This is a genomic window from Tsukamurella sp. M9C, assembly GCF_020169415.1.
Taxonomy (GTDB): domain Bacteria; phylum Actinomycetota; class Actinomycetes; order Mycobacteriales; family Mycobacteriaceae; genus Tsukamurella.
In genome coordinates this window covers 1-25,114 of sequence record NZ_JAIULG010000063.1, presented here as the reverse complement: position 1 = coordinate 25,114, position 25,114 = coordinate 1, and the positions used below count along the sequence as shown (strand labels likewise).

Genomic DNA, 25,114 nt, shown 5'->3' with positions numbered 1-25,114 from the left:
CTGGTACTGCGGGACGGGCTGCGGCGCCCCGGTTCCGCCGCCGCAGCCCGTCCCGCAGTACCAGGCGCCTCCGCCGCCCGTGCCGCCGCAGCGGTCGCCCCGCCCGGTGCGGCCGCTGCCCCCGCCGCCCTACGAGCGGGGCACCGGCGCCCAGCGCAAGCAGGGCGGGGACCGCTGGGTGCGGCCCTCGCAGGGCCACGACGAGCACGGCCCGCGCCGCCGCCCGGTGCAGCCGCCGAGCGCGCCCCGGTGGGGCAAGACGGGCGAGCGCGGCCCCTCCGACGAGCCGCCAACCTCGCGTTAAGCAGCGGACAACCTCCGTCGCGGTAGATTCTTACCGCTGTACACGTACAGGAGCGGAGGTGTGTTCGTGGCGTCGGAACCCGGTGAATCGATCGCGGGGTACGTGATCGAGTCGATCCTCGGTACCGGAGGCATGGGCACGGTGTACCGCGTGCGGCACCGCACGCTGCCCCGGTCCGTCGCGCTCAAGGTGCTGCAGACCCAGCTCTCGGCCGATCCGTCGGTGCGCGCGCGGTTCGACCGCGAGGCCGACCTGATCGCCGGGCTCAAGCACCCGCACATCGTCGACGTCTACGACCGCGGCGAGTCCGACGGACACCTGTGGATCGCGATGGAGCTGGTCGAGGGCGGCAACCTCGCCACGACCGTGCAGCGGGAGGGCCCGTTCAGCCTGGACCGCACCGTCGCCGTCGTCGAGCAGGTCGCGGACGCGCTCGACTACGCGCACCAGCACGGCATCCTCCACCGCGACGTCAAGCCCGCCAACTTCCTCGTCGACCGAGGCCGCCGCGGCGAGCAGGTCAAGCTCGCGGACTTCGGGATCGGCGCCGCCCAGACCGAGGTCGGGCAGAACACGCAGGCGGGCACCGTCGTCGGCACCCTGGCGTACACCGCCCCCGAGGCGCTGCTCGGGCACCCCGTCGACCACCGTGCCGACGTCTACTCCCTGGCCTGCGCGACGGTGGTGCTGCTCACCGGCGCGCCGCCCTTCACCACCACCATCTCGGGCCAGCTGATGCTGGCGCACATCAGCCAGAATCCGCCCAGTATCCGGCTCAAGCGGCCCGACCTCTCGCCGGAGGTCGACCACGTGCTCGGCCGCGCCATGGCGAAGAACCCGGCGGACCGGTTCAACGCCGCCGGCGACTTCTCCGACGCCCTGGCCGCCGCCTCGCGGCGCATGTCGGGCGCGGCCGGCATGGCGCCGCCCACCGCGCCGCAGGGCGTGAACTGGCAGGGGACGCCGTCGAACCCGGCGCTCGCGACCGGTTACAACCAGCCGGGCCCGATGTCGACGGTTCCCGGCGGGCCGGGCCTGCCGCCCGGCGCGCCGACGGGGCTGCTCGGTCCCGTCGGTCCCACCGGGCCGCGGGGGCCGGGCGGTCCGATGGGGCCGAGCTCGCCGTCGATGCCCGTGCTCGGCGGGCCCGGGACGTCGTCGTCGAGCCGGAAGAAGCTGCTGATCGGCGGCGCGGCCGCGCTCGTCGTCGTGCTGGCGGCGGTGCTCGGCATCGTCCTCGTGGGCGGCGGTGGCGACGACGACGGCCGGCCGGCCCTGGACGCGTGGAGCGCCCGCACGGTGACGGACGTCAACGGCACGACGGAGCTCGGCGACCGGCCGCAGCGGATCGTCGCGCTGGGCGCGGGCGACGCGGAACTGGTCTCCGCCTTGGGATTCGAGGTGGTCGCCGGGGCGAACGGCCCGAAGTCGGAGCTGCCCGCCTGGGTCTCCGCGCTGTCGGGCGTGCCGAGCGCCGGCACCTCGACCAACCCGGACACGTCGGTGATCGAGAAGGCGAAGCCGGACCTGATCCTGGACACCGACCCGGACGCGTCCGAGAAGGTCAAGGACCTCAAGTCGCTCGCCGGCGGCCGCGCGATCGCCGTCTCCGCGGAGGGCAAGGCCGGGTGGACCTGGCAGCAGCAGCTCGCCTTCATCGCAGAGGCGCTCGGCGCGAAGGACCGTGCCGAGGCCGTGAAGAAGACCTACGAGGGCCGAATCACCACGCTGCGCTCCGCGCACCCGGAGTTCGCGGGGAAGAAGCTGGACGTCGTGCACTTCGACGGTAAGACGACGAAGCTCGCGGGCGGCTCGGCGAACGCGCTGCAACTGTTGGGGCAGCTCGGCTTCGCGACGCAGACCCCGGTCGACGGGACCGGATCCTGGCTGAGCCTGGCGTCGGGCGACATCTACAAGGCCGTGAGCTCGAGCGAGGTCGATAGGACGGTCGTGGCGCGCACCGACGCCGCGGGCGGCAACGGCGGCTTCGACGGCGTCCCGTCGTCGTTGACCTACGGCGTGCCGATCATCATCCTGGACAAGACGAACGGCGTGGACGCGCTCCTGTTCGGGGGGCCGCTCGCCATCGACACGATCGAGCAGTCGGTGGTGCCCGCACTGGTGAAGGGAGTCAAGTGATGGCCGAGCAGACCCTGACCGCCGAGGACCTCGGGCGCTACGCCACGGCGCTCGCCGAGGGCAAGAAGCCGCTGGTCTACCTCGTCGAGGGCGTGCCGAGCCTCGGGCTGGCCGCCGGCGCGTCCGCCCGGGTGGTCGCGGTCGACGGCGTCGTGGTCACCGTCAAGCCGACCGGCGTCGACGACCAGTTGCCCTACGAGGCACGGGAACTGCGCGCCACCAAGCAACCGAAGCCGGTGAAGCGCGCACCCAAGGCCGCGGCTGCCAAGGCTGCCCCGGCGAAGCCCGCCCCGGCGAAGCCGACGGGCGTCGCGGCGCCCGCGCGGGCCGCACGGTCGGTCGCGATCACGGTGTACGTCGGCGCCGACAACACGGCTTCGCTCAAGGTGACGCGAAACGCGCAGAAGCCCGCGGGCGCGCAGGAGATCTCGTTGCCCGCGCTGCACAAGGCGCTGGCCGGCCTCGCCGATAAGGAGGCGCAGGCCACGGTCGACGAGGTGCTCTCCGCCGCCCGCGACGCCGCCGCCGATCGCGTCGCGGCACTGCAGGCCGAACTCGCCGCGGCCAAGAAGTCGCTCGCGACGCTCGACCGGGCGAAGCGGGGGAGCGGCTCGGCCCGCGCCCGCTAGGTTCTCTGGCTAGGGTCGAGGCATGGCACTCGACTTCCCGCACCTGGACCTCACCGCCGACGAGGTGCTCACCACCACGCGATCGGTGCGCAAGCGCCTCGACCTGGAGCGGCCCGTGCCTCTCGAGGTGATCACGGACGCGCTCGAGGTGGCGCTGCAGGCACCGTCGGGCAGCAACGCCCAGGGCTGGCACTGGATCGTGCTCACCGACCCCGAGCCCAAGAGGATCGTCGCCGAGTACTACCGCAAGTCCTACTTCGCCTACGCCGAGGCGGGCGCCGCCGCGCGGGCGGCGAACCCCCCGAAGGACCTCGAGACGGCCGAGAAGGTGGCCTCCAGCGCCACCTACCTCGCCGAGGTGATGGATCAGGTCCCCGCGCTGGTCATCGGCGCGATTCACGTTCCCGGCGGCGAGCTGCCGGAGGGCACTCAGGCCGGGCTGTGGGGCTCGCTGCTCCCCGCGGCGTGGAGCCTGGCGCTCGCGCTCCGCGAGCGCGGCCTCGGCTCCGCGTGGACGACGCTGCACCTGGGGTACGAGCGCGAGGTCGCCGAGGCGCTCGGCATCCCCGCCACCGTGCGTCAGGGCGTGCTGCTGCCCGTCGCTTACACGAAGGGCACCGACTTCAAGCTCGCCAAGCGCGCCCCGCTGGAGACGGTCCTGCACGTCAACGGCTGGTAGCCCGACGGTCCGCCGCCGGCCGCCGGGGCGGTTGCTCACTCTGCGGAGTCATGCGTGCCACGCATGACACGAAAGCCACAGGCTGCAGCACCGGCCGGACCCGCCGCCGCGTCGCGGCGTGGGGGACGTCGACGCCGCGTGGGGGACGGCTGGTCCCCCACGAGGGGAGCGGCTTCCGGTGGGGGAGGAAACGTCCCCCACGCCCCGTCGACGCCGCTCGGGCCGAACGCCGGGATTCAGATGCCGAGGGCGGCGTCGACGAGGTGGACCAGCTCGTCGTGGAAGCGGGGGCGGCCACGGAGGCGGCGGGTGCGGGCGAAGTCGTTGGCGATGGTCATCGCGGCGCCGACGGCGATGCGGGCCCCGGCGGCGTCGATGCCCCCGTCGGACCCGGCGGCGAGCAGAGCGACCCAGCGCGCGACGTAGGCCTTCTGCGCGGCGAGCAGCGCCTCGCCGCCCGACTCGATGACCACCTCGCGGCCGACGGTGAAGGCGACGGCGAGGTCGGTCGACGAGACGAGGTTGGCGGCGTAGGAGCGCACCAGCGCGCGCAGCTCGGCGAGGGGGTCACCGTCGGACACCCCGGCGGCGCCGACGACGCCGATCTCGAGCGCGGCGCGGGCGCGGGCGACGATGCCGACCAGGATCGACCCCTTCGAGGGGAAGTGCCCGTAGACGCTGGGGCCCGAGATGCCCACGGCCGCACCGATGTCGTCCATGCTCACGGCGCTGTAGCCGCGGGAGAAGAAGAGTTCCGAGGCGGCGTCGAGGATCTCGTCGCTGCGGACCACGGGGGCGCGGTGCGGTGGGGGCGCGGGCAGCTGCGGGGCGGTCGACGGTGCCGCGCGCAGCACCCGCCGGGCGATCAGTTCGAGGTCGGCGCGGTACCGGCGGATCCCGATGCGGCCGCGGCTGGGCGGCACGGAGCCGCCGACGGCGAGCACGGCCCAGGTGAGGACGCGGGCGTCGTCGTCGGTGAGCTCGGGGTGGTCGCGGCGGAGCACCTCGGTCCACGAGCCGAGCACGCTCTCGCTGGCGGCGATCATCTCCCGCGCCTGCTCGGCCGTGAGGTGCCGGCGATTCCACCGCCACAGGGCCAGCGGGCCGGGGCGGGAGACGGCCATGGCGAAGACGGCGGAGGAGAGGTCCTCGAAGGTGGCGCCCGGCCGGGCGAGCACCCGCGCGGTGGTCTCCGCCATCTCGTCCACCGCGGAGCGCATGGCCGCCGCGAGGATGGCCTCCTTGTCCGGGAAGTGCCGGTAGACGCTGGGGCCGCTGATGCCGGCGGCGCGCGCGATGTCGGAGACCGAGACCTTGCCGTAGCCCTGCTCGAGGAACAGCGCGGTGGCGGCGTCGACCAGCTGTCGACGCCGCTCGGCGGGGCGCAGGCGCGTGCCCGCGGAACGTGATGCGGTTGCCATGATTAACGTCACAATAGCCCATCTAGGGCGTTTTGAACCAGGATCTACCTGCCGGTCTTTCCAAATAAGCTACACGCGGTTAGCCTGTAGGAGTGACGGGCTTCGTGGTATCCGCGAGGGCCGGGAACACCTTCTTCGAAAGGACGGGAAGACCAAGTGTCTGACGCATTCATCTACGAGGCGATCCGCACGCCCCGTGGCAAGCTCAAGGGCGGCTCGCTGACCGCCATCAAGCCCACCGACCTCGTGGTCGGCCTGATCGATGAGATCAAGGACCGCAACCCGGAGCTCGACCCCGCGTCCATCGACGACATCGTGCTCGGCGTCGTCTCGCCCGTGGGCGAGCAGGGCGCCGACATCGCCCGCACCGCCTCGATCGTGGCCGGCCTGCCGGACACCGTCGCCGGTGTGCAGATCAACCGCTTCTGCGCCTCGGGCCTCGAGGCCACCAACATGGCCGCGCAGAAGGTCGGCTCGGCCCTCGGCGACGACCTCGTCCTCGCCGGCGGTGTGGAGTCGATGTCCCGCGTGCCCATGGGCTCGGACTTCGGCGCGCTCTTCTACGACCCGCAGTACAGCTACGACAACTACATCGCGCCCCAGGGCATCGGTGCCGACCTGATCGCCACCATCGAGGGCTTCTCCCGCGACGACGTCGACGAGTACTCCGCGCAGTCGCAGGACCTCGCCGCGAAGGCGTGGGACGAGGGCCGCTTCGCGAAGTCGGTCGTGCCCGTCAAGGACCAGAACGGCCTCGTCGTGCTCGACAACGACGAGCACCGTCGTCCCGGCACCTCCGCCGCGGACCTCGGCAAGCTGCGCCCCGCGTTCACCGTGATCGGCGAGATGGGCGGCTTCGACGCCGTCGCGCTGCAGAAGTACACCACGGTCGAGAAGATCAACCACGTCCACACGGGCGGCAACAGCTCGGGCATCGTCGACGGTGCCGCGCTGGTCCTGGTGGGCAACGAGGCCGGCGGCAAGAAGGCCGGCCTGACCCCGCGCGGCCGCATCGTGGCCACCGCGTCGACGGGCGCCGACCCGACGATCATGCTGACCGGCCCCACGCCGGCCACCGAGAAGGTGCTCGCCAAGGCCGGCCTGACCAAGGACGACATCGACGTCTGGGAGCTCAACGAGGCCTTCGCCTCGGTCGTGCTCAAGTGGATGAAGGACTTCAAGCTCGATCGCGAGCAGGTCAACGTCAACGGCGGCGCCATCGCGCTGGGCCACCCCCTCGGCGCCACCGGCGCCATGCTGGTGGGCACCGTGCTCGACGAGCTGGAGCGCACCGGGGGCCGCTACGGCCTCATCACGCTCTGCATCGCCGGCGGCATGGGCTCGGCCACCATCATCGAGCGCGTCTAACGCCCGCCGGAACAACAGGAGACTGAAGAAACATGTCTGACAACATGATCCGCTGGGAGCAGGACGCCGACGGCATCGTCACTCTGACGATGGACGACCCGACCAGCTCCGCGAACACCATGAACGAGCTGTACGGCACGTCCATGCGCGCCACCGTCGACCGCCTCGAGGCCGAGGTCGAGTCCATCACCGGTGTCGTCATCACCTCCGCGAAGAAGACCTTCTTCGCCGGCGGCAACCTGACCGAGATCCGCAAGGCCACCCCGGCCGAGGCGCAGCAGGTCTTCGACAACGTCCAGGAGATCAAGAAGGATCTCCGTCGTATCGAGAAGCTGCCCAAGCCCGTCGTGGCCGCGATCAACGGCGCCGCGCTCGGCGGCGGCCTCGAGATCGCCCTCGCCGCCAACCACCGCATCGCGGCGGACGCGCGCGGCAGCAAGATCGGCCTCCCCGAGGTCTCGCTCGGCCTGCTCCCCGGCGGCGGCGGCGTGACCCGCACCGTCCGGATGCTCGGCCTGCAGGGCGCGCTCATGGGCGTGCTGCTCCAGGGCACCCAGATGAACCCGACCAAGGCGCAGAAGACCGGCCTGGTCAACGACGTGGTCGCCACCGTCGACGAGCTGCTCCCCGCCGCCAAGGCGTGGATCAAGGCCAACCCCGAGGGCGGCGTGCAGCCCTGGGACGTCAAGGGGCACCGCATCCCCGGCGGCTCGCCGATCGACAAGACCCTGGCCCCGAACGCCCCGGCGTTCCCGGCCAACCTGCGCAAGCAGCTCAAGGGCGCGCCCATGCCGGCGCCGGAGGCCATCATGGCCGCCGCGTTCGAGGGCACCTACGTCGACTTCGACACCGCCCTCGAGATCGAGTCGCGCTACTTCACCAAGCTGGCCACGGGCAGCGTCTCGAAGAACATGATCAAGGCGTTCTTCTTCGACCTGCAGCACATCAACGGCGGCGGCTCGCGCCCCGACGGCTTCGAGAAGTACCAGGCCAAGAAGGTCGGCGTCATCGGCGCCGGCATGATGGGCGCGGCGATCGCGTACGTCTCGGCGAAGGCCGGCATCGAGGTCGTCCTCAAGGACATCGACCTCGACGCCGCCAAGCGGGGCAAGGCGTACTCGGAGCAGCTCGAGGCGAAGGCGCTGGCCAAGGGCCGCACCACGCAGGAGAAGTCCGACGAGCTGCTCGGCCGCATCACGCCGACCATCGACCCGCAGGACTTCGCGGGCGTCGACCTCGTGATCGAGGCCGCGTTCGAGTCGGTCGAGGTGAAGAACAAGGTCTTCCAGGAGATCGAGGACATCGTCGAGCCCGACGCCATCCTCGGCTCCAACACGTCGACCCTGCCGATCACCATCCTCGCCGAGGGCGTCAAGCGCTCCGAGGACTTCATCGGCATCCACTTCTTCAGCCCCGTCGACAAGATGCCGCTGGTGGAGATCATCAAGGGCGAGAAGACCTCCGACGCCGTCCTGGCGAAGGTGATCGACTACACCCTGCAGATCAAGAAGACCCCGATCGTCGTCCACGACAGTCGCGGCTTCTTCACCTCCCGCGTCATCGGCACGTTCATCAACGAGGCCCTCGCGGCCATCGGCGAGGGCGTCGACCCGGTGTACCTGGAGCAGGCGGGCCAGCAGGCCGGCTACCCGGCCGCGCCGCTGCAGCTGACGGACGAGCTCACGCTCACCCTGATGCAGAAGATCCGCCTCGCGACCGAGACCGCCCTCAAGGCGGAGGGCAAGGACGTGCCGCAGCACGGCGCCTTCGCCGTGGTCGACTGGATGGTCGAGAACGGCCGCACCTCCAAGAAGGACGGCGCGGGCTTCTACGACTACGCCGACGGCAAGCGCACCGGCCTGTGGCAGGGCTTCCAGGAGCAGTTCAAGTCGGGCAGCGTCACGCCGGACTTCCACGAGCTCCAGGAGCGCATGCTCTTCATCGAGTCCATCGAGACCGTCCGCTGCTTCGACGAGGGCGTGCTCACCTCGGTGGCCGACGCCAACATCGGCTCGATCTTCGGCATCGGCTTCCCCGCCTGGACCGGTGGCGTGCTGCAGTACATCAACACCTACGAGGGCCGCCCGGGCACGCCCGCCGAGGGCCTCGCGGGTCCGAAGGCGTTCATCGCGCAGGCGAACTTCCTGGCCGGCAAGTACGGCGAGCAGTTCACCCCGCCCGCCTCGCTGGTCGCCAAGGCCGAGGCCGGCGAGACCTACGAGTAGGACTCACCGCCGCACGGCCTGAACGACGAAAGGGGCCGGCACCGTCGAGAAGACGGTGCCGGCCCCTTTTCGGTCTGCCGGGGTGAGGCCGGCAGTTCCGCGGGTGCGGACTAGACCTGCGGGCGGATGCGGTTGATGTTCGACCGGATCTGGATGCCGTGGAAGATCTCGACCAGGCCGAGCACGATCAGGACGATGCCGGTGGCCAGCACCAGCGACGGGATCGAGTCGTACGGGTAGATCACGACGAAGGCACCGGCGGCGATGGAGATGATGGCCAGGATGATGCCCCACACCTTGCCGGGCGCGCCCTTCGGGAAGTCGGCGTAGAGCGACAGGCCCGCGATGCCGCGGAAGATCCAGCCCACGCCGATCCAGATGGCGAGCATCACCAGCGACTCGACGACGTTGCGGAATGCGACGACGGCCAGCACGATCGAGACCGCACCGGTCAGGAAGGTGAGCAGGCGCCACCAGAAGCTCTGCGAGGAGAGCACGCCGAAGGTCGCGACGATCTGGAGCACGCCGGTGATGAGCAGGTAGAGCGCGAACAGGATCGCCACGACGTGCAGCGTCGGCTGCGGCCAGGCGAGCAGCACGATGCCGAGGATCGCGGCGATGGCGCCGATGGCGATGGCCGTCTGCCAGGTGCGCTTGGCGACATCCGCGGCGAACCCGCGCACCTCGTTGACGAACTGCTGGCCGGCGCCGAGCGGGTTGCTCGGGGGGTTCGGGTTGTTCGTGGGACTTGCGGTCATGATCTCCCTCTTCTCGTGAGACGTTCCCGGCGATGAATCGAGGTGAACCCGTGTTCGTCTCTCGCCGACGACAGACAATCACACCAGACCGTATTTTGCGATGCGAACACAGGGTCGGAATCGTCGCAGTTCGAACCCGTGACTACGCCCGTGTTCCCCACATCGCGAGAAGGCCCAGGTCACGGCTTTCCGCAGGCCCGAAGGTCGCCACGTCCCGCTCCGTGGAGTACGGGGCCCAACCGGGGGAGCCCGCGCCAAGGAATCGCACCCAGGAGCCGTGCATCGCCGCGGCCAGTGCCCGCGGCGGCCGCGGGCCCGCGTGCCGCGCGAACGTGGGATCATCGAGGTTGTCCAGCGCAAAGCCGAGGTCGAGGGCGTGGAACGCGGTCCGGCTCAGGAGCGGCGACGGCCAGGTGAACAGGTACGCGTGGCAGTTTCCGGCCTGCCCGCGCTGGGCCCGCAGCGATGGGGCGCAGAACAGGCCGTCGGAGACGAGCTCGACGAAGGCGTCATCGTCGTCGAAGCGTTCCCGATAGGCGCGCACGACGGCCTCGTCCGCCCCGAGGAGGGCGAGTTCTTCGGCGAACCGCGCGTCCGGCGCGCCGTCGGCCCACACGGGCGGGAAGACGCCGGGCGTGCGCCACAGGTCGGCCTCGGCGGCGTTGTGCCCGATGATCATCGGCACTGCGGCTGGGCCGCGGGACAGGACGTCGACGGGGCTCTCGGGCACCAGATCGCCGTCCCGCGCGAGGGTGAACAGTGTGGCCTGCCGGTGCGGGGGCAGCCCCGCCATCACGTCCGCGACCGCCCGCCCGACGGTCCGCGGATCGACCGCCCGCAGGTCGTCGGCCGTCGGGGCGAGGCCGAGCCGCTCGGCGGCGATCCGCGCGGGCCGGGCGGCGGTCTCGGCGTCGTACGCGAGCCCGATGCCGGACTGGCAGATCGCGCCCGCGAACAGGCGACCGGCGTGCGGCGACGCGGCCAGCGCCGAGGCGCTCATCGCGCCCGCGGACTCGCCCGCGATCGTCACCCGGGCCGGATCACCGCCGAACGCGGCGATGTTGCGCCGCACCCACTCCAGCGCGCAGACCAGGTCGTGCAGGCCGCGGTTGTCCGGGGCGTCGGGGAGGTGGGCGAAGCCCTCGACGCCCACCCGGTGGTTCACGGAGACGAAGACCACGCCGTCGCGGGCGAAGGCGGCCCCGTCGAAGACGCCCTGCGCGGTGCTGCCCATCGCGAAGGAGCCGCCGTAGAACCAGACCAGCACGGGCAGCGGACCGTCGGGCTCCGCCGGGGTCCAGACGTTGAGCGTGAGCCAGTCGTCCCCGAGGATCTCCGGGTACGTGAAGGGGGCCGGCAGCACGAACGAGGCCGGGGGCGTGGGGCCGAAGGCGCCGGCGTCGACGTTCGACGGTGCGGCCGCCTCGGGGAGCGCGAAGCGTCGCGCGCCGACCGGCGGACTGGCGTAGGGGACGCCGAGGAAACGCCGGAGCGACCCCATTCGGAGGCCGGTGATCCGGCCGGCGTCGCACTCGACGACGGCCGGATCGGTGCCGGGGGAGGAGGTCACGCCTCGGTCGCCTCGGCCGTCGTGGCGGCGTCCGTGTCGTTCGTCGCGGCGGTGCGGGGCACCAGGTACCAGATCACCACGCCCACCGCGAGGTACAGGCCGGCGAGAACCCACGCCACGGACGTGTAGCCGAAGGGCTCGGCGAAGATCGCCACGATGAGCGGGCCGACGAGCGTGGACAGGCCGGCGCCGAAGTTCATCACGGAGATCGCGGCGCCCTTGTTGTCCTCGACGAAGTTCGCGACGATCGCGTCGAGCGGGATGTAGCCCGCCACACAGGCGCCCAGGCACAGTCCGGCGATCATCAGGGCGGTGAAGTTGTGGCCGAGGACCTGCGGGGCGTAGAAGAAGGCCAGCGTGGACAGGGCGCAGCCGATGCCGCCGACGAAGGAGATGACGCGCTTCCAGCCGAGCTGGTCCCCGAGGTAGCCGAAGACGAGGTTGAAGGCGATGTTCGCGAGCCAGGTGGTGCCCCAGACCGCGAGCCACTCCGCCGTGGTGAAGCCGTAGTCCTCCAGGTAGAGGGGCATGAAGACGGGCATCGCGAAGAGCGGCAGCGTGTTCACGATGCGGATGCCGATCACGAGCGCCAGCCGCGGCTGGTCGCGCAGGATCGTCACCAGGGAGAAGAGCTCAAGCCAGCGGTCGTCGGCGGGTGCGGGCTTCGGCGTGATGTCGTCGCGGTTGAGCAGGACGATCGCCGCGGTCCCGAGGCCCGCGAAGAGCACCGTCGACCAGAGCACCGGGATCGGCCCGACGGCGTCGATGAGGAGGCCCGAGCCGTAGGCGCCGACCACGCTCATGCCGCCGGAGAAGGCGACCCAGAACCATCCGTAGGCGGTGCTGAGGCGTTCCGGGACAGCGCGGTACGCGATCCAGACGAGGAAGGAATAGGAGAAGAGGGGGTAGCTGAAGCCCTTGATCGCGTAGCCCACGAACAGCGCCCAGACCGCCTGCTGCTGCACGCCGATCCCGACGAACACCGCCGTGCCCGCGGCGAACAGCACGAAGGCCAGCAGCATCGTGCGCTTGGCGCCGATGATCTCGAAGACCACGCCGGAGATCCACGACGAGATCGAGACGCTGATGCCGTAGACCGAGAAGATCGAGGCGACCACGCTGACACTGATGCCCTGGTCGGTGAGGTACGGGCTGAGCCAGCTGATCTCGAGGCCGATGCCGATCATGAACAGGAAGACGCCGGCGAAGCCCCACGCGATGCTCGGAGGGATACCGATGCGGGCGAGCAAGCCGGACGGCGCCGAGCTCTCCAGTGTCGGTGGTGGGGTCATGATGCCTCCGGGTGTTCGATGCGGACGAGCGTCTTGTTGTTAAATCACATCAAAATGTAGATCGATGTGACCTGGATCGCAAGAACTTCGACCAAAGTCGGTGAAATATTCTCAGAACGCGGTGGCGACCCCCACGTGGCTGTGATAAAGTCACAATCGTTCATCACCGAGGGAGCACGAGGGGAGCGGGCCATGGCACTCGACGTCACGGAACGGCGGCGCCTGATCCGCGATCTCGTGCAGGAGCAGGGCGAGGTCGACTTCGCCTCGCTCGCCGGCCGCTTCCAGGTCTCCGAGATGACGGTGCGCCGCGACGTCGACGCGCTCGAGGTCGAAGGCCTGGTGCGCAAGGTGATGGGCGGCGCGATCGCGACCGGCAAGTTCGTCGAGCCCACCTTCGAATCCCGGATGGGTGCCGAGTCGGTGGGCAAGGAACACATCGGCGCGACGGTCGCGAACCTGTTGCACCACAAGGAGACCGTGATCCTGGACAGCGGCAGCACCGCCCTCGCGGTGGCGCGCGCCATCCGGGGCAGGCGGCTCGAGCTCACGGTGGTCACGCCCAGCGTGCTGGTCGCCGTCGAACTGGCGGACGAGCCCGGCACCACGGTCGTGCTCACCGGGGGCACCGTCCGTCCCGGGGAACACAGCCTGATCGGCGACGACGCGGTCTCCGCGCTGCGCCGCTACAACTGCGACACCTTCGTGATGGGGGTGTCCGGCGTGGACGCCGCCCGTGGCTACAGCGACTACCACCGCGACGAGAGCGCGGTGAAGCGCGCCGCCATCGAATCCGCCGACCGCCTCATCGTGGTCGTCGACCGCACCAAACTCGGCCGCGCGCACCTCGCGCAGGTCGCGCCGCTCGCCGCGGCCGACCTGCTGGTGACCGACGCGGCCCCCGATTCCGACGTGATCCGCGCCGCTGAGGCGGCCGGAGTGCGCACCGTGTTCGCCGACCCGCGCTGACACTCGATCCCGCTCCACCACACCACAACCCGCGCGCACGAAACCCGGCGCGTGTCTTCACCGACGAAAGAGACGGCCCCATGACCACCACCACCTGGCTCGACGACGTCTTCAGCACGAAGAAGCCGGTCATCGCCATGCTTCACCTCTCCGCCCTTCCGGGCGACCCGGGCTACGACACCAAGGCCGGTATCGGCGCGATCATCGACCGGGCGAAGGCCGAGCTCGACGCGCTGCAGACCGGCGGCGTCGACGGCGTCATGGTCTCCAACGAGTTCAGCCTCCCGTACCTCACCAAGACCGAGCCGATCACCGCGATCACCATGGCGCGCATCATCGCCGAGCTGCTGCCGCAGTTGTCAGTGCCGCACGGCGTGAACGTGCTGTGGGACGGCCGCGCCTCGATCGACCTCGCCGTCGCCACCGGCGCGCAGTGGGTGCGCGAGATCTTCACCGGCGTCTACGCCAGCGACTTCGGCATGTGGGACACCAACGTCGGCGAGGTGGCGCGCTACCGTCACCGCATCGGCGGCCAGGGCGTCAAGCTGCTGTTCAACATCGTCCCCGAGTCGGCGACGTACATGGCCGAGCGCAGCCTCAAGTCGATCGCCGAGACCACCGTCTTCGCCACCAAGCCCGACGCCCTCTGCGTCTCCGGCCTGACCGCCGGCGCCCCCACCGACACCCAGTCGCTGCGCATCGTCAAGGACGCCGCCGGCGCCGTCCCCGTGTTCGTCAACACGGGCGTCCGCGCCGCCAACGCCTCCGAGCAGCTCGCCATCGCCGACGGTGCCGTGGTCGGTACGGCCTTCAAGGAGGGCGGGGTCTTCGAGAACCGCGCCGACCTGGCCCGTGTGCAGGAGCTGATGGGCGCCGTCCGCGATTTGCGCGCGACGCTCTGATCCGCGCGAAACACTGACCTCATGACTGTCGTTCTCGGTGTCGACATCGGCACCTACGAGACGAAGGGGGTGCTGCTGCGGGCCGACGGCACCGTCGTCGCACGGGCCCGCCGGCAGCACCGCGTGACGGTGCCCCGCCCCGGCTTCGTGGAGCACGACCCGGAGACCGTGTGGTGGGCCGGCTTCGTCGAGGTGACGGCGCGCCTGCTCGCCGAGGGCGACGTCGACCCCGCCGAGGTGGCGGCGGTGGCGTGCAGCGGCATCGGCCCGTGCGTGCTCCCCATCGACGCCTCGGGCCGCCCCCTGCGCACCGCGATCCTGTACGGCGTGGACACCCGAGCCGACGCGCAGATCGCGGCCACCGTCGCCGCGCTCGGCGAGGACGAGATCATGGCGCGGTCGGGGACCACCCTCACCTCGCAGTCCGCGGGGCCGAAGGTGTCGTGGCTGCACGACGAGGAGCCCGAGGTCTTCGCGGCCGCCGCGCATTTCGTGACCTGCCAGACCTTCGTCACGGGTCGGCTCACCGGCAAGCGGGTGACGGACCACGCCACCGCCGCCTACTACCACCCGCTCTACGACCGGCGCACCGGCGACTGGAACCTCGACGGCGTGCCCGGCGCGCCCCGGCGGGATCAGCTCCCCGATCTCGGCTGGTCCTCGGACGTCGTCGGCGAGGTCACGCCGACCGCGGCCGCGGCGACCGGGCTGCGGGCCGGGACCCCGGTGCTGGTGGGCGCGCCCGATGCCGCCGTCGAGGCGCTGAGCGCCGGCGTGCGCCGCCCCGGCGACATGATGCTCATGTACGGCTCCTCGCACTTCCTGATCGAGGTCGTGGACCGGCCCGTCTCCTCCGCCGTGCTGTGGCCCGCGCCGTACGTTTTCCGCGACAGCTACATCGCCGCCGCGGGCACGGCGACGGCGGGCAGCTTCACTCGGTGGTACGTCGACATCCTGGCGCCCGGCACCGAGAGCATCGACGAGGTGTTCACCGAGATCGCCGACCTCGCAGCACGATCGAGGCCCGGCGCGCGGGGCCTGTTGGCGCTACCCCACCTCAGCGGCGAGCGCACGCCCCTGTTCGACGCCGGCGCGCGCGGCGGCTTCCTCGGGCTCTCGCTCGAGCACGACCGCGGGGACATGGCCCGCGCCGTGCTCGAGGGCATCGCCCAGTCGGCCGCCGAGGCGCTCCGCGCGTACGAGGCGGAGTCCCTGGCGCCCAGCCGGATCCGCGCGGTCGGCGGTGGCACCAAGAACGCCGTCTGGCTGCAGGCGATCTCCGACATCAGCGGCTACCCGCAGGAGGTCGTCGGTGGATCGGGCGCCGCGCAGGGCGACGCCATGCTCGCGGCCTGTGCCGTCGGGATGACCCGCCAGGACCGCCTCGACGACTGGGTCGACGTGCAGCGGTCCGTGGCGCCCCGCACGGATCTCGCCCCGCTCTACGCCCGGCAGAGCGCCGCCTATCGGGCCTTCTACCGCGCCACGCGCGACATCGTCAGCGACCTGAACGAACTGAGGAACCATGACCAGTGACGACCCCCGGTGGGCCCGCCTCGCCGAGCACATCGCCCACCGCCTGGAGATCGCCGCCGATTCCCGCGTGAGCGTCTTCCTCAACGATGCCGCCGCCACCCCCGCGGCGCACGCCCTGATCCGCGAGGCCACGCGCCGCGGCGCCGCGGTGCAAACGGTCTACACCAGCGAGTTCGCCGACGCGGACGCGCTCGCCACACGGACCGTCGACGAGCTCCGGGAGCCCGCGCCGGTGGAGGTCGCGGCGATGGAGTGGTCGACGGTGCACGTCTCCTTCCGGGCGATGCTGTGGCCGGAGGACGAGTCCGAGCTGCCCGACCTGCCGGCGAAGCTCGCGGCGCAGCGCACCGCCAAGGGCGTCGTCTCGTCGCTGCGCTGGCGCGGCACCCGCTGGGCCGTCGTGCGGATCCCCACCGCGGACTGGGCCGAGCGCATCGCCGTGCCCCTCCCGACGCTGCTCGACGAGTTCTTCGCGGGCGCGCTCGACGACTGGGACGCGCACCGTCGGCGCTGGCAGCCGCTGGCCGACGCCGTGAGCGCCGCCGACACCATCACCGTGATCTCGCCCGACACCCACCTCACGATGCGCGTCGCCGGCCGGCTCGGCGTGCTCTTCGCCGGCGAGGCGAACCTCCCCGACGGCGAGGTGGCGACCGCACCGCTCGACGACGGGGTGAACGGGTACATCACCTTCCCCGGCGTCTTCGTCTTCGCGGGCCGCTCCTTCGAGGACCTGCGGCTCGAGTTCACCGACGGGCTCGTCACCGGGGTCTCCGCGACGCGGGGCGCGGAGGTGGCCCGCGCCCTCATCGACACCGACGGGGGCTCCGCTCGGATCGGTGAGCTCGGGATCGGTACCAGCGATGTGGTGCAGACCTGGACCGGCGATCTGTTCATCGACGAGAAGATCCTCGGCAGCGTGCACATCGCGTTGGGCCGGGCGTACGCGGAGTGCAACGGCACCAACGATTCCTCATTGCACTGGGACATCGTCAAGGACCTCCGCACCGACGCCCCCGGCGGCGCGGGCAGCCTGATCATCGACGGCAGGCCCCTCATCGCCGACGGGGTCGTGCTCGAGCCGTAGGGCTGCCGGTGCGTGAGTGGTGGCGTCCGTTGGGGGACCGGGTGTTTCGTGAGGGAGAGTCGGCGTCAGCCGCAGCCGCAGCGGTCGGCGGACCGTCGGGCTACTCCGGCCCGGCGTCGATGACCTGCTCGGCGACCTCGGCGAGGCGGATGTTGCTGTCCTGGGACAGGCGCGCGAGGAGGCGGAAGGCGGCGTCGGAGTCCAGCTTGTAGCGCTCCATGATCATGCCCTTGGCCTGCCCGATCACGTCGCGCGTGGTCAGCGCCGCGCGGATCTGCTCCTTCTCGCGCACGGCGGAGAAGGCGACGGCCGCGTGCACGGCGAACAGCGAGCCGATCGAGATCGACTCGGCGTCGAAGGCGTGCGGTTCGCGCGCCATGAGGTCCAGCGTGCCGTAGGCCTCGTTCTGCACGTACAGGCAGAACGAGAGGATCGAGCCGACGCCCGCCTCGCGCGCGGCGGCCGCGAAGCGCGGCCAGCGGTCGTCGTCGGCGGTGTCCTCCAGCAGCAGGATCGTGGTCGACTCGAAGGTCGCGCCCACGCTGGGGCCCTCCTCCAGATCACGCTGAACGTCGGCGACGCGCTGCGCCTCCGCACCGATCACCACGGGATACGAGATGCCGCCCTTGGGGTCGACCAGCGTGACGCACGCGAAGTCGGCGCCGGGCACCTGGTCGACGGCGAACTGGGTGGCGGCCGTCAGGAGCGACTCCGAGTCCCCGGACTGCTCGCGCAGCAGCCGCGCCATCTCGCCCATCCGCTCCCCGAGAGGCAGTTCCTCGAGGGGGACTTCGGGTGATTCGTGGACGACGCCGAGGACCGAGGGGAGTTGTTCACCGGACTGTTTGTGTGAATGCACGGCCACCCGTTCTCCGTGCCGTTTCGACACGGGGTCACATCATGGGTATCCGCCGGTTGCTGGACGGGTCGTTCGGAAAGTCGTTACTGATCGGTTCTCACCATATCGAGACACGGCGGTCGGGGTCCAAAAACAGGCGATCCCCGGCATCGACGCCGAACGCGGCGTAGAACTCGTCGAGGTTCGAGACGATGGCATTGCAACGGAATTCGGCGGGCGAGTGCGGGTCGATCGCGAGCCTGCGGATCGCCTCCTCCGGCCGGGACTTGCCGCGCCACACGACGCCCCAACTGAAGAACAGCCGCTGCAGGCCCGTCAGGTCGTCGAGGCGCGTGGACTCGTCGTCGACGGTGCCGCCCGCCCGCTCCCGGGCGATCCCGTAGGCGACCAGGGCGATCCCGAGGCCGCCGAGGTCACCGATGTTCTCGCCCACGGTGAAGCCGCCGTTGACGTGGTGCTCGGAGCCGCCCGGCTGGTCGGCCAGCTCGCGCGGGACGAGCGCGTCGTACTGCGCGATGAGCGCCGTGGTGCGCTTGCCGAACTCCGCGCGGTCGGCGTCGGTCCACCAGTCCTCGAGGTTGCCGTCACCGTCGTACTTCGCGCCCTGGTCGTCGAAGCCGTGGCCGATCTCGTGGCCGATCACGGCGCCGATGCCGCCGTAGTTCACGGCGTCGTCGGCGGTGGGGGAGAAGAACGGCGGCTGCAGGATCGCGGCCGGGAAGACGATCTCGTTCATGCCGGGGTTGTAGTAGGCGTTGACCGTCTGCGGCGTCATGAACCACTCGTCGCGGTCGACGGGCGCGCCGATCTTCGCGAACTCGCGGTCGTGCTCGAAGGCCTCGCCGCGGCGCAGGTTCCCGATCAGGTCGTCCCGGCGGATCTCCAGCGCGGAGTAGTCGCGGGAGACGTCCGGGTAGCCGATCTTCGGGGTGAACTTGCCCAGCTTCTCCAGCGCGCGCTCGCGCGTCGCGGGGGTCATCCAGGGCAGCTCGGTGATCCGGCGGCGGTAGGCCTCCACCAGGTCGGCGACGAGCGCCTGCATGCGCTCCTTGGAATCGGCGGGGAAGTGCTGCGCGGTGTACAGCTCGCCCACCGCGAAGCCCAGGTACTGCTCGACCAGGGTGACGCCGCGCTTCCAGCGGTCCCGGATCTCCGGCGTGCCGGTGAGCGCCGTGCCGTAGAAGGCGAAGTGCTCGTCGACGAGGGCATCGGTGAGGAAGGGGCTGCGCGCGTGCAGCACCCGCCAGGCGAGCCACGTGCGCCACTGCGCGAGCGGACGGTCGGTGAGCAGGTCGGCGGCGTGCGTTGCGAACGACGGCTGCCGCACGTTCACCTCGGCGAACGCCGGGCTCGCCTCCGTGCCGGTGACGGCGGCGACCCAGGCGGCGGGGGCGAGCCCCGGCGCCTCGGCGGAGAACTCGGCGAAGGTGCGCAGGTTGTAGCCCTTGTCGGCGTCGCGCCGGGCGACCACGTCCCAGTGTCCGGCGGCGATCGCGGTCTCCAGCTCGAGGACCTGCGCGGCGGCCGCGTCCTCCTCGCCCGGCGCCACGACGCCCTCGAGCACCTCCGCGGCCAGGCGGAAGGTCGCGGCGACGTGCGCCACGAACTTCTCCCGGATCGGCGCGTACTGCTCCTCGCGGTAGTAGGCCTCGTCGGGCAGGGAGATCCCGCTCTGCACCACGTTGACCAGGTAGCGGTCCGAGCGCTTTGCGTCGGTGTCCACGTAGTAGCCGAGCAGCCCGCTCACGCCCGTCCGCTGCAGCCGGCCGAGGACCGTCACCAGGTCCGACGGCGACTGCGCCCACCGGACCTCCGTCAGCTCGTCGGCCAGGGGCGCGAGGCCCGCGGCGGCGATGGCGCCGGTGTCCATGAAGCTCGCGTACAGGTCGCCGATCCGCGCGGCGTCGCCGATCCGCGCGGCGTCGCCGGTCGCCCCGGCGTCGGCGGCACAGGCCTCGATGATCGTGCGGACGGTCTCCTCAGCGGCGTCGCGGAGGGCGTAGAAGGCGCCGTCGGTCGAGCGGTCGGCGGGGATCTCGTGCGTGTCCAGCCAGGCGCCGTTGACGTGCCCGAACAGGTCGTCCTGCACGCGGATGCCGGCGTCGACGTGGCTGAGGTCAAGAGCGGGAGAAGTCGTCACCCGTCCATCCTGCCAGCCGACCTCAGGAATCTCACATGGTGGGAGAAGTGACTCGTCAGTATTCCCTATGGCGCAGCACACCGTTAGCGTGCGGTGTGACGCAAACCGCTATCAGGGTTGGCCTGGGGCGGGGTGGAGAAGTTAAAGGGGATTCTTCGATGAGGCTGATACGTCCGCGACTGCGGCTGACTCTGGCCGCCCTGCTCACGGCGTTCGTGCTGATCGGAACGTCGATCACCGTGCCCGGACTCGTCGCGCGGGCAGGCGCGGAGCCGTGGAAGCCGGGGCCGGGTGTCGCGGGCATGATCAACCCCGAGTGGATCGCCTCCCACGACGGCCCGACGCAGTACCCGAAGATGGCCACGGAGTGGGATGTTCCGATCCGCATGTCGGACGGCACCGTCCTGCGGGCCAACATCTTCCGGCCCGCGGACGCGTCCGGCAGGGCGATCGAGACCAAGACCCCGACGATCGTCAACGTCACGCCCTACACCAAGTTCGTCAGCACCATCGCCACCGTGATGACCAACGTCCCCGTGCTCTTCCCGACGCTCGTGGGCGTGCTCAATATGTTCAACTTCTCCGGCACGCCGATCGGCGGCGTCGACGACCTCCGCAACGTGCTCAACGGTGGCCTGATCAACACCTTCACGGTCGACCAGACGCTGGTGCAGAGCGGGTACACGCAGGTCGTCGTCGATGTGCGCGGCACCGGCAACTCGCAGGGCGTCTGGGACGTCTTCGGTGCGCGCGAGCAGACGGACACCGTCGAGGTGCTGGACTGGGTGCGTCAGCAGAACTGGACGAACGGCCGCCTCGGCATGTCCGGCGTCTCGTACTCCGCGATCAATCAGCTCCAGGCGGCGTCGAAGAACCCCGCCGGCCTGCAGGCCCTGTTCCCCGTCGTCCCCGGTGCCGACATCGCCGCCGACATCGTCGCCCCCGGCGGCGGCCTCGGCGTCGGCTTCCTCGGTCCCTGGCTCGCCATCGTCAACATCCTCAAGTTCATCCCCGACCTGCGCTCGCTGCTCAACGGCACCTTCGACTGGAAGTGGTTGCAGGACCGGCTGCAGAACCCGGCGGTGTTCTTCCCGGAGCTGCTCTCCGGCGTCTTCTCGCCGACGGTCGAGGGGCTCACCCCCACTACCAAGCAGCTCATCGACAAGAACTCGCCGCTGCGCGCCGCCTACCGCACGGCGCTGGACAAGATCACCACGCCGACCTTCGCGCTCGGCGCCTGGAACGACCTGTTCACCAACACCGAGTGGCGCCTTCCCAAGGACCTGAGCGCCCTGCCCACGAGCAAGAAGAAGCTCATCATGGGCGACGCGGCGCACGCCACCGTCACCAACGACCTGGGCGGGGTGAACCAGCCGACGCGCGCCGACGTGCTGCAGAAGGCGTGGTTCGACAAGTGGCTCAAGGACGCCGACAACGGCATCGACAACTACGCACCGGTCACCGTGCACCGCATGGGCGGCGGCTGGTGGCAAGGCGACACCTTCCCCGAGCCCGGCCAGAAGTACCAGCGCATGTACCTCTCCAGCCTGCCCTCGGGCACCGCGCCGACCGCGCTGTCGGACAACAGCCTCCAGACCGCGCCGCCGAAGATCGCGGCGCGGCGCACCGTCGGCCCCGGCCTCTCGACGCTGTGCTCGAACGACACCGGGCAGGCGATGTTCGGGCTCCTCGTCTTCACCGGCTGCACCAAGGACACCCGGGTCGCGGAGATGAACGCGCTCACCTTCACGTCCAAACCGGTGGGGAAGCCGACGGTGATCTCGGGCCCGATCAACCTGCGTCTCAACACCACACAGGACGCCCGCGACGCGTACTGGAGCGTGATCGTGACCGACGTCGGTCCCGACGGACGGTCCGAGAAGATCAGCTCCGGCCAGCTCACCACGTCGCTGCGGCAGATCGACGAGTCCCGCAGCATCCGCACGGCGAGCGGCGATCTCGCGTCCCCGTACTACCAGCTCAACATCGACGACCGCGAGCTGGTCAAGCCCGGCCAGGTGGTGCCGCTCGACATCGGTACCCACGCCGTGAGCGCCGTCCTCAAGCCCGGGCACCGGCTGCGGGTCGACGTCTTCGCGCTCAACCTGATCAAGTCGATGACCGTCGGGCCCGTCACCGCGGAGACGCAGTTCCGGCCGCAGCACGTGCTGATCGACCCGAAGCAGCCGAGCTACCTCGTCGTGCCCTCGGACCGGCCCCTGCCGTAGCCGGACTCCGGCGTGCCGTTCAGCCGCCCAGGCGGTTCCGCATGCGCCAGAACAGGAGCTCGGCACCGTCGGGCCCGGCGGTCACGCGCCGCCCGTCCGCGACGGTGCGCAGCGAGTCGCCGTCGGACAGACCGACCGGACCGCCGGACGACTCGGCGACCACCGCACCGTCGGCCAGGTAGAGGTGCCCGAAGGGCGCGTCCGGCAGGTCGAGGGCGCGGCCGGGCGCCAGGCGCGCCGCGAACAGGGTGGCACCGCGGTTGCCGATCCGGATCGCCGCGTCCTGCGCGGGGTCGCCCGACGCGACGGCGACCAGGCCGCCCGCCGCGAGATCGGCGTCGACCTCCCGCTGCTCGTACGACGGTGCGCCGCCCGGCTCGTCGGGCAGCACCCACATCTGGACGAACCGGACGTCGGCGCCCGCGGGGTCGGGGCGATCGTTGCGTTCGGAGTGCAGGACGCCGGTGCCCGCGCTCATCCGCTGGGCGAGGCCCGGATGGACCAGCCCGGCGTGTCCCTCGCTGTCCTGGTGGACGAGGGAACCGGACAGCACCCAGGTGACGATCTCGACGGCGCGGTGCGGGTGCGTGTCGAAGCCCGTACCCGCCGCGACCTGCTCCGCGTTGCACGCGAGCAGGACGCCGTGGTGCGTATTGTCCGGATCGTAGTGGTCCCCGAAGGAGAAGCAGTGGCGCGACTGCACGCCCGGCATCGACGACGCGGCGCGGTCCTCTGAGCGCAGCAACCGTTCCATATCCCAAGGATGCCATGTGAGGACCGGTAAACTCCGCGGCCAGGGATGCCGAACGCACCATGAGCAGCGAGGAGACCACGTGAGACGCAGCGGCCGGGCACGGTACGGCGCCGCCGCGGTGGTCTCCGCACTCCTCCTCACGCTGGGCTCCGGGCTGGCCGCGTGCGGCGACAGCGCCGTCGCCGAGGTGCAGAAGATGCTCGACGGCTACGGCTCGGCGCTGGGCGAGGGCAAGGCCGTCGCGGCCGCCGCCTTCACCTCCTCGCCCGACGCGGCCGGCGGCGTCATCGGCCGCACGCTGCGCGACATGAACGCGAAGTCCGTCGAGGTCACGGCGTCCAACGTGCAGCGCTACTCCGGCGGCAACGCCACCTTCGACGTGAAGACGCACTGGAACTTCGGCGACGGCCGCGACTGGGACTACACCACCAAGGGCAGCGCCTCGCAGCTGTCGATCGGCTGGCGCATCTCCTGGGACCCCGCGGTGCTCGCGCCGGGCCTCACGCCCGACACCGCGATCCGGCAGATCCGCACCGACGCGAAGCCGCCGAAGGTCTTCGCCGCGGACAAGTCGGAACTGATGTTCGCCGGCACCGTGCACAGGCTCACCGTCGATCCGAACAAGACCAAGAACCTGACCGACAGCCTGAACCGGGTCGCGAAGATCGTCTCCCCGGTCGCGCCGCTGGTCACGCCCGAATCCCTCGCCGCGAAGGCGAAGGCGGACCCCGGCAAACCGGTCCCCGTCGTGGACCTGCGGGACGACGACTACGGGGTCCTCGGCGACGCGCTGACGGCCGTCCCGGGCCTGCAGGACACCACGGCGGGCGATCTGCTCATCGCCAACCGGCAGCTGTTCTCGCCCCTCTTCGACGGCATCAAGGGCGCCTGGCAGGCCAACCGCGACGCCACCGCCGGCTGGGAGGTGCAGCTGCTCACGAACGGGAAGCCGCCCACCAAGATCGTCGGCTTCCAGGGCCCGCCCGGGCCCGACCTGCGGACCGCGATGGATCCCAAGGTGCAGCTCGACGTCGAGAACGCCGTGGTCCAGCTGGGGCAGCCCGCCGCCATGGTCGTACTGTCCGTCTCCACCGGCGCCGTGCTGGCCGCCGCGCAGAACACGCAGGCCAGCGGCATCTCCATCGATTGGGCGCTCACCGGGCTCGCCACCACCGGTCCCGTGCTGGAGCCGCTCTACAGCGAGGTCAACGCCGCCGCGGGGAACGACGCCGGCAAGCAGGCGAAGCTGCTCGCCCCGCTCGGCATGGGCACCGACTTCGCCATGACGGGCGTGACGACGAAGACCGCGGAGCTGCCCGGCACCGGCGGCCGGGGCGCCGCCGAGCTCGGCGCCGACACCGTCAAGGCCAGCCCCTTCGGCATGGCCGTCCTCGCCTCCGCGATCGCCAAGGGCAAAACCACGGCGCCGTACGTGGTGCAGGGGCAGACCGCGAAGCCCAGCGCGCCGCTCGGCGACGTCGATGAGAAGATCCTCAAGGCGGTGCGGGCGAAGATGGACTCGACCGTGTCCCCGTCGGGCGACGGCAGCGACCTCGCCTCGACCAAGGCCAAGGGGCTCGTGGGCACCAACGGCCCCGAGGGACCGGGCTGGTTCATCGGCTACCGCGGCGATCAGGCCTTCGCGATCCTGGTCAGCGGCGAGCGTTCCGGCGCCGGGTCACTGCAGGTCGCGGGCGCGTATCTGAAGTAGCGCGCGGCTCATGCGCCGGTCGCGGTGGTCGCCTTCGCGCGACGGGACAGGACCGTGTTGGCGATGGCGCGCCAGCCCAGCAGGAACACGCCGAGTGCGATCGTCGCGACGATGACGAAGCTGACCTCGACGCCCTTCGAGGTGAGCAGCCCGCGGGCCGTCATGCCGAAGGCCACCGTCGAGACCCAGATGATGACGCCGGCGGGAAAGACGCGCCCCGGGGCGAAGGTGGCGGCGCGGCCGGGCTCGTGACCGCGCAGGGCGGCCAGCACGTAGGTGAACGCCCAGCCCACCGCCAGCGCGAGCAGGAAGGGCCACGCGGTCTCGGCGAACCCGGCAGGCGAGAAGGCCTCGTCGTGATTGAACCGGCCGATCACCACGAACAGCAGGACGAAGACCACGTCGAGGGCGGCGATGACCGGGATGCGCATACGGCAACGGTAATTGATCTGCGGCTCCTGCCGGGAATCGGATCGTGGGGTCGTGACGGCACGCGGCCGGGGCGCGGTCCTCCCAACCGCGGCCCCGACCGGGCCTGACCCC

19 protein-coding genes and 1 pseudogene are annotated in these 25,114 nt (G+C 71.0%); 12 read left to right on the top strand and 8 right to left on the bottom strand.

Annotated features, from left to right (window positions below; genetic code table 11):
• From LB823_RS21560 to LB823_RS21535, 4 genes and pseudogenes are all read left to right on the top strand, one after another.
• Positions 1–304 (top strand): annotated as a pseudogene (locus LB823_RS21560) (hypothetical protein); the annotation flags it as partial.
• Between the two features lie 66 nt (positions 305–370).
• A complete protein-coding gene (locus LB823_RS23930) occupies positions 371–2,443 on the top strand; it encodes a protein kinase (protein WP_308011486.1) in 2,073 nt (690 codons plus the stop codon).
• Positions 2,443–3,072 carry a hypothetical protein gene (locus LB823_RS21540; protein WP_224651433.1) on the top strand — a complete coding sequence of 210 codons (630 nt, stop codon included), beginning with the start codon at positions 2,443–2,445 and terminating at the stop codon, positions 3,070–3,072. The genes LB823_RS23930 and LB823_RS21540 overlap by 1 nt, the downstream gene beginning before the upstream one ends.
• 22 nt (positions 3,073–3,094) lie before the next feature.
• On the top strand, positions 3,095–3,751 hold the full coding sequence (locus tag LB823_RS21535; protein ID WP_224651430.1) for a nitroreductase family protein: 657 nt from the start codon (positions 3,095–3,097) through the stop codon (positions 3,749–3,751).
• A gap of 236 nt (positions 3,752–3,987) precedes the next feature.
• Here LB823_RS21535 and LB823_RS21530 read toward each other — a convergent pair whose 3' ends face one another.
• Positions 3,988–5,172, bottom strand: a complete 1,185-nt coding sequence (locus tag LB823_RS21530) for a TetR/AcrR family transcriptional regulator (RefSeq protein WP_224651413.1) — start codon at positions 5,170–5,172, stop codon at positions 3,988–3,990.
• 156 nt (positions 5,173–5,328) lie between these two features.
• Here LB823_RS21530 and LB823_RS21525 point away from each other — a divergent pair, with 156 nt between their 5' ends.
• Positions 5,329–6,540 (top strand): acetyl-CoA C-acetyltransferase, encoded by a 1,212-nt coding sequence (locus LB823_RS21525; RefSeq protein ID WP_224651410.1) that lies wholly within the window; start codon positions 5,329–5,331, stop codon positions 6,538–6,540.
• A 32-nt stretch (positions 6,541–6,572) separates the two neighbouring features.
• Complete coding sequence (locus LB823_RS21520) at positions 6,573–8,765, top strand: 3-hydroxyacyl-CoA dehydrogenase NAD-binding domain-containing protein (RefSeq protein WP_224651406.1); 2,193 nt, start codon at positions 6,573–6,575, stop codon at positions 8,763–8,765.
• A 110-nt stretch (positions 8,766–8,875) separates the two neighbouring features.
• On the opposite strand, the gene LB823_RS21515 is transcribed toward LB823_RS21520, so the two are convergent.
• The 3 genes from LB823_RS21515 to LB823_RS21505 form a co-directional block, all read right to left on the bottom strand.
• A complete protein-coding gene (locus LB823_RS21515) occupies positions 8,876–9,523 on the bottom strand; it encodes an HdeD family acid-resistance protein (protein ID WP_224651403.1) in 648 nt (215 codons plus the stop codon).
• A gap of 142 nt (positions 9,524–9,665) precedes the next feature.
• The gene (locus tag LB823_RS21510) at positions 9,666–11,093 is read right to left on the bottom strand and encodes a carboxylesterase/lipase family protein (protein WP_224651400.1); all 1,428 of its coding nucleotides are present in this window, start codon (positions 11,091–11,093) and stop codon (positions 9,666–9,668) included.
• The gene (locus LB823_RS21505; RefSeq protein ID WP_224651397.1) at positions 11,090–12,385 is read right to left on the bottom strand and encodes an MFS transporter; all 1,296 of its coding nucleotides are present in this window, start codon (positions 12,383–12,385) and stop codon (positions 11,090–11,092) included. The genes LB823_RS21510 and LB823_RS21505 overlap by 4 nt, the downstream gene beginning before the upstream one ends.
• 192 nt (positions 12,386–12,577) lie before the next feature.
• On the opposite strand from LB823_RS21505, the gene LB823_RS21500 reads away from it, so the two are divergent.
• The 4 genes from LB823_RS21500 (at position 12,578) to LB823_RS21485 (ending at position 16,879) form a co-directional block, all read left to right on the top strand.
• Positions 12,578–13,354: a DeoR/GlpR family DNA-binding transcription regulator gene (locus LB823_RS21500; RefSeq protein WP_224651394.1), complete on the top strand. Its 777-nt coding sequence runs from the start codon at positions 12,578–12,580 to the stop codon at positions 13,352–13,354.
• An 80-nt stretch (positions 13,355–13,434) separates the two neighbouring features.
• Complete coding sequence (locus LB823_RS21495; protein ID WP_224651390.1) at positions 13,435–14,256, top strand: BtpA/SgcQ family protein; 822 nt, start codon at positions 13,435–13,437, stop codon at positions 14,254–14,256.
• Positions 14,257–14,277: 21 nt separating this feature from the next.
• Positions 14,278–15,792 carry an FGGY-family carbohydrate kinase gene (locus LB823_RS21490; RefSeq protein WP_224651386.1) on the top strand — a complete coding sequence of 505 codons (1,515 nt, stop codon included), beginning with the start codon at positions 14,278–14,280 and terminating at the stop codon, positions 15,790–15,792.
• Positions 15,782–16,879, top strand: a complete 1,098-nt coding sequence (locus LB823_RS21485) for an aminopeptidase (protein ID WP_224651383.1) — start codon at positions 15,782–15,784, stop codon at positions 16,877–16,879. The genes LB823_RS21490 and LB823_RS21485 overlap by 11 nt, the downstream gene beginning before the upstream one ends.
• Positions 16,880–16,979: 100 nt before the next feature.
• On the opposite strand, the gene LB823_RS21480 is transcribed toward LB823_RS21485, so the two are convergent.
• Entirely contained in the window at positions 16,980–17,738 is a 759-nt protein-coding gene (locus LB823_RS21480) for a GAF and ANTAR domain-containing protein (RefSeq protein WP_308011484.1), read from the bottom strand.
• A gap of 97 nt (positions 17,739–17,835) precedes the next feature.
• Positions 17,836–19,878 carry a M13-type metalloendopeptidase gene (locus tag LB823_RS21475; RefSeq protein ID WP_224651377.1) on the bottom strand — a complete coding sequence of 681 codons (2,043 nt, stop codon included), beginning with the start codon at positions 19,876–19,878 and terminating at the stop codon, positions 17,836–17,838.
• A 158-nt stretch (positions 19,879–20,036) separates the two neighbouring features.
• Between LB823_RS21475 and LB823_RS21470 the strand changes: the two genes are divergently transcribed.
• On the top strand, positions 20,037–22,106 hold the full coding sequence (locus LB823_RS21470; protein ID WP_224651374.1) for a CocE/NonD family hydrolase: 2,070 nt from the start codon (positions 20,037–20,039) through the stop codon (positions 22,104–22,106).
• Positions 22,107–22,125: 19 nt separating this feature from the next.
• On the opposite strand, the gene LB823_RS21465 is transcribed toward LB823_RS21470, so the two are convergent.
• Positions 22,126–22,860: a pirin family protein gene (locus LB823_RS21465; RefSeq protein WP_224651371.1), complete on the bottom strand. Its 735-nt coding sequence runs from the start codon at positions 22,858–22,860 to the stop codon at positions 22,126–22,128.
• A gap of 79 nt (positions 22,861–22,939) precedes the next feature.
• Between LB823_RS21465 and LB823_RS21460 the strand changes: the two genes are divergently transcribed.
• Positions 22,940–24,571: an NTF2-like N-terminal transpeptidase domain-containing protein gene (locus LB823_RS21460; RefSeq protein WP_224651369.1), complete on the top strand. Its 1,632-nt coding sequence runs from the start codon at positions 22,940–22,942 to the stop codon at positions 24,569–24,571.
• 8 nt (positions 24,572–24,579) lie between these two features.
• On the opposite strand, the gene LB823_RS21455 is transcribed toward LB823_RS21460, so the two are convergent.
• Positions 24,580–25,002, bottom strand: coding sequence for a DUF3054 domain-containing protein (locus tag LB823_RS21455; protein ID WP_224651367.1), 423 nt, complete (start codon positions 25,000–25,002; stop codon positions 24,580–24,582).
• Positions 25,003–25,114: the final 112 nt, after the last annotated feature.